Here is a 3,882-nt window from a genome sequence, read left to right on the forward strand (position 1 = left end):
ACCGCCCGTCCAAAAAGGACGGGCGGGACGCCCATCCCACAAACTTGTGGAAGTTATTTAATTCTCATTCCTTATTACGCACAGTTAATGGAGTTAATTAGTCAAGCCGAAAGATTACATAATCAGAAACAACTTGCAGCTGAACAAAAAAAAACTAGAATAATCAAAGCGGGAGGAGGTCGGCAGCCAAAGTTAAGCTTGAGAGACCAAGTTCTCCTAATGCTAGTATATCTACATCACTTACCGACATTCCAAATGTTAGGGGTTCAATTTGGGGTGAGGGAATTAGCGGCAAATTATATCTTTCATTACTGGCTGGGAATATTAAGAAACTTGCTACCAGCATCACTGGTAGAACAAGTAAAAAAAAAGGCGATCGAGTGGGAATGGATAGAAGAAATACTTAGGGAGTTTGAGTTAATAGTAGATAGCTGCGAACAGCCCCGTAAAAGACCGAAAGAGTATCAAGAACAAAAAAAGTTTTATTCAGGGAAGCATCCAAGGCACAGCTTTAAAAACAAATTAACAGTGATGCCTTCAGGGAAAGAGATAGCCGATGTAGTAGTCGGAAAACCTGGTACAACGATAGTAGCAATTATTTTTAATAATTACCAACTTCAAACTGGTTTATAAATCTGAAACGATCTTACCCATAAATTCGTTCTATTTTAAATAAAACACTGTCAAATCCTGATGTTACCGTTGATTTATGACTGCCCGATCCCCAAAGAGAAGGCAGTCATAAACCAACAGGGGGAAGGCTTTGGCAGTTTTTGGAGAGGTGTGTTAGATACAAGGTACTAGCATACGGAATTTACCAAGACGTTAGAAAATTCCAATCTTCTGTCGCATCTGAGTCTAATAATAATGGTGGCGGCTGATTTGGTTGTTCGAGTAAGGTTTTATAGTCTCCTGAATCGACCCATTTTAGGAGTTCCGAAGCGCGCATCACGACCCAAGATTCTCTGGACTCGTTGAAACTGAGCAACTTAGTAAGTGTATCTTGAGACTCTATACTGTTTTCGCTAAATTCGCGCACTTGAACGAGGAAATCAGCGATCGCTTCCGGTGTTACATAGCAACTGGGTAAACCGCCAAGTTTCATCAACGCGGTGATGGCTACATCCATATCCTGACAAGCCAGTAACGCCGCCCGATCCGCTGTAAACCTTGCCATCATTAACCAATTCCAGAACGCCAGTTCTACCCCATTAGCCGCCAAACCGCCAAATCCTAATGTCGCTGCATTCAGCCAATTCTTTAAAAGCGGCATCACCATCGCTATTTGATGATATAGCAAATGCTGACTCTTAATGTGGGCGACTTCATGCCCCAATACATAAATCAGTTCTTGGCTAGAAAGCCATTCGTAGGCTTCTAAATTCACCGATACAATTGGATTTTCAATACCAATCGTAACGGTAATAATATGCCCCCAACCGCGAAACAAATATAAATCTGGACAGGGAGATAAATCGAGAATTTGACAAGTTTCTTCCAACGCCTGAGACAACCCCGGAAAATTGTTGGGAGTCACGCGAAAATCACTGCCCAAACATTGCAAGCGGAGTAGGCGATCGATACCGTACTCATTCACTTTCTTGAGCAATAAAGAAACTCCAGGCATCTTTTCTAAAGACGCTAAAGCTTTGCGATCGAAAGGATGTTCGTAAGTCTCTGACTTCAATCCTAATAAGACTTTTTTCATCCTAAATAAACCTCCTCTAGGAAATGTGCCTGTTCCTCACCATGCTTAGCCATCTATCTCTCGATTCAGCAATTCCGAAATTTTAGAGTTTTTCACCAGCTAGGTAGTTTGCTTCTGCGTAGTAGTATACAGGTAAACACATATGATTGCTCGTTTGCCCCATCAAATTTGGGAATGAAGATCGATTTATTCAAGATGTCTATTGCTCTTAAGGGTAAAAATTTCTGCAATTATTTTAGCACTTGACATCTTAACTATCAAGGTTGCATTTATCCTATGACATTTTACCCGGATATCTTTGAGGAAAATGCTTCACTGCAATTGATGAGTTTTGGGAATCCGTTATTTGAAGAAATGCTCAAGGATCTCGCCCCCCGGCCAAACTGTCCTTAATCGAACACTGTGGGGCGGACTGTTTAGCTTGTTTCACGAGTTTACGTTGTTTTGAGCTGTGCTAGAGTTTGGTGCTCAACTTTGGCACTTTTAGCACTAAACTACTTTTTATGACGATCGTCCTTTTTATTTAATTTGCACAATGTCTTCAGAAACAAACTCAGCGGCTCAATCTACAACGGGTGCAGATGCGATCGATGTTGCGATCGCCTCAGGAATCGACTTTGACGGTACTCCGATTCCGCAAGCAAAATTAGACCTTTACAAGCAAGTGATGGCATTAGAAGCCGGCAGACAGCGCAGTGGCGTGTCAAATACTATGCGATCGCGCATTGTCCGAATCGGTGTCAAACATCTGCCTCAAAACGAGATCGATAAAATGCTAGTTGCTGCTGACTTCGCACCGCTGAAAGATAAAGAAGTTGCGTTTTATTACGGCGCTAAGTAAATAGCATTCATCTCACATCTTGCATCATTGTCAGCAACAGGCAAGATGCCTGTTCCACAAAGAGTGAATTTATTGTGGATGGTTTTTCTGAAAACTTCTTGTGGGGTGGGCATCTTGCCCGCCCAAAGAGTTAAGTTTTAATGCTAAAAAACTTACTTACTCCGGTTTCAAATCGCGTCAGCAACAGGCAAGATGCCTGTTCCACAAAGAGTGAATTTATTGTGGATAGTTTTTCTGAAAACTTCTTGTGGGGTGGGCATCTTGCCCGCCCAAAGAGTTAAGTTTTAATGCTAAAAAACTTACTTACTCCGGTTTCAAATCGCGTTCCATCAGCGATAAAACAGCTTGTTCAGGAGTAATTTCACCATTTAATAATCGATAAACTTGACGAGAAACAGGCACTTCAATGCCGCGTTGATTGGCCAAATCAATCAAGACATTAGTAGTATTGACACCCTCAGCAGTGCTCTGCAATTCCTGCAAAATTTGCTCTAATGATTTGCCTTTAGCCAATCCGAAACCAACCCGATAATTGCGCGATAAAGGACTGTTGCAAGTAGCGAGCAAATCTCCCAAACCAGACAAACCGTAAAAAGTTTCGGCGCGAGCTCCCAAACGAACTCCCACCCGAATCATTTCCGGCAAAGCGCGAGTCAGCAAAGCAGATTTAGCATTAGTTCCTAATTGTAAACCGTCGCAAACACCAGCGGCGATCGCAAATACATTTTTCAAAGTTCCACCTAACTCAGTCCCCAGCGGGTCTTCATTCACATAAACCCGAAAAATATCAGAACTGTAAATATTTTGCACTTGCTTGGCCGCAGCTAAATCCCAACTCGCCGCTACCGTTGCAGCCGGCAACCCCTCCTGAATTTCCTCGGAAAGATTAGGGCCCGAAAGTACCACTATTGAATTGTTAGGAAAGGCATTTTGCCAAATTTGAGATGGAGTGCGCGTACTCGCGGGGTCTAAACCTTTGGTAACAGTAACTATAATTGTACCGGGACTTAACTCTAACGCCAGCAGCCGATCGACCGTTGCTCCAACACCTTTCATCGAAACTGCCGAAACAACAACATCCGCACCTGTTATAACTGATTCTAGATTAAAAGAACTGCTGCGCGACCACAAATTAACTCGAGATCCTTTTTTGCCTCCCAGATTTGCCAGTGCCGAACCCCAAGCACCTCCGCCTAATATTGTCAAGATTGTCATAAAATTTAGTTGGATGAACTCAGATGCTGCAACATTCTCAAGAACGGGCTAGAAGCCCGTTCCACAATAACATTGAGTTTTTTTTGTGGAACAGGCATCTTGCCTGTTCCTGACATTG

The 3,882-nt window shown here is 42.7% G+C and carries 4 protein-coding genes; 2 read left to right on the forward strand and 2 right to left on the reverse strand.

Annotated features, from left to right (window positions below):
- A partial coding sequence (locus tag QUB61_RS33165) for a transposase family protein (RefSeq protein ID WP_333190302.1) occupies positions 1-633 on the forward strand: 633 nt, incomplete at its 5' end.
- Between the two features lie 181 nt (positions 634-814).
- Here QUB61_RS33165 and QUB61_RS33170 read toward each other — a convergent pair.
- A complete protein-coding gene (locus QUB61_RS33170; RefSeq protein WP_333136547.1) occupies positions 815-1,708 on the reverse strand; it encodes a M48 family metallopeptidase in 894 nt (297 codons plus the stop codon).
- A gap of 535 nt (positions 1,709-2,243) precedes the next feature.
- On the opposite strand from QUB61_RS33170, the gene QUB61_RS33175 reads away from it, so the two are divergent.
- Positions 2,244-2,549 (forward strand): small RNA NsiR4-regulated ssr1528 family protein, encoded by a 306-nt coding sequence (locus QUB61_RS33175; protein ID WP_333136549.1) that lies wholly within the window; start codon positions 2,244-2,246, stop codon positions 2,547-2,549.
- Positions 2,550-2,852: 303 nt separating this feature from the next.
- Here the strand turns inward: QUB61_RS33175 and QUB61_RS33180 are convergent, their stop codons facing one another.
- Positions 2,853-3,764, reverse strand: a complete 912-nt coding sequence (locus QUB61_RS33180) for an NAD(P)H-dependent glycerol-3-phosphate dehydrogenase (RefSeq protein ID WP_333136551.1) — start codon at positions 3,762-3,764, stop codon at positions 2,853-2,855.
- Positions 3,765-3,882 lie beyond the last annotated feature (118 nt).

This window comes from Microcoleus sp. C2D2, assembly GCF_036702495.1.
Taxonomy (GTDB): Bacteria; Cyanobacteriota; Cyanobacteriia; order Cyanobacteriales; family Microcoleaceae; genus Microcoleus.

What these genes read in the sequence shown, in the direction of transcription:
- QUB61_RS33170 (WP_333136547.1), bottom strand. Translation starts at nt 1,708, where the DNA reads ATGAAAAAAGTCTTATTAGGATTGAAGTCAGAGACTTACGAACATCCT.
- QUB61_RS33175 (WP_333136549.1), top strand. Translation starts at nt 2,244, where the DNA reads ATGTCTTCAGAAACAAACTCAGCGGCTCAATCTACAACGGGTGCAGAT.
- QUB61_RS33180 (WP_333136551.1), bottom strand. Translation starts at nt 3,764, where the DNA reads ATGACAATCTTGACAATATTAGGCGGAGGTGCTTGGGGTTCGGCACTG.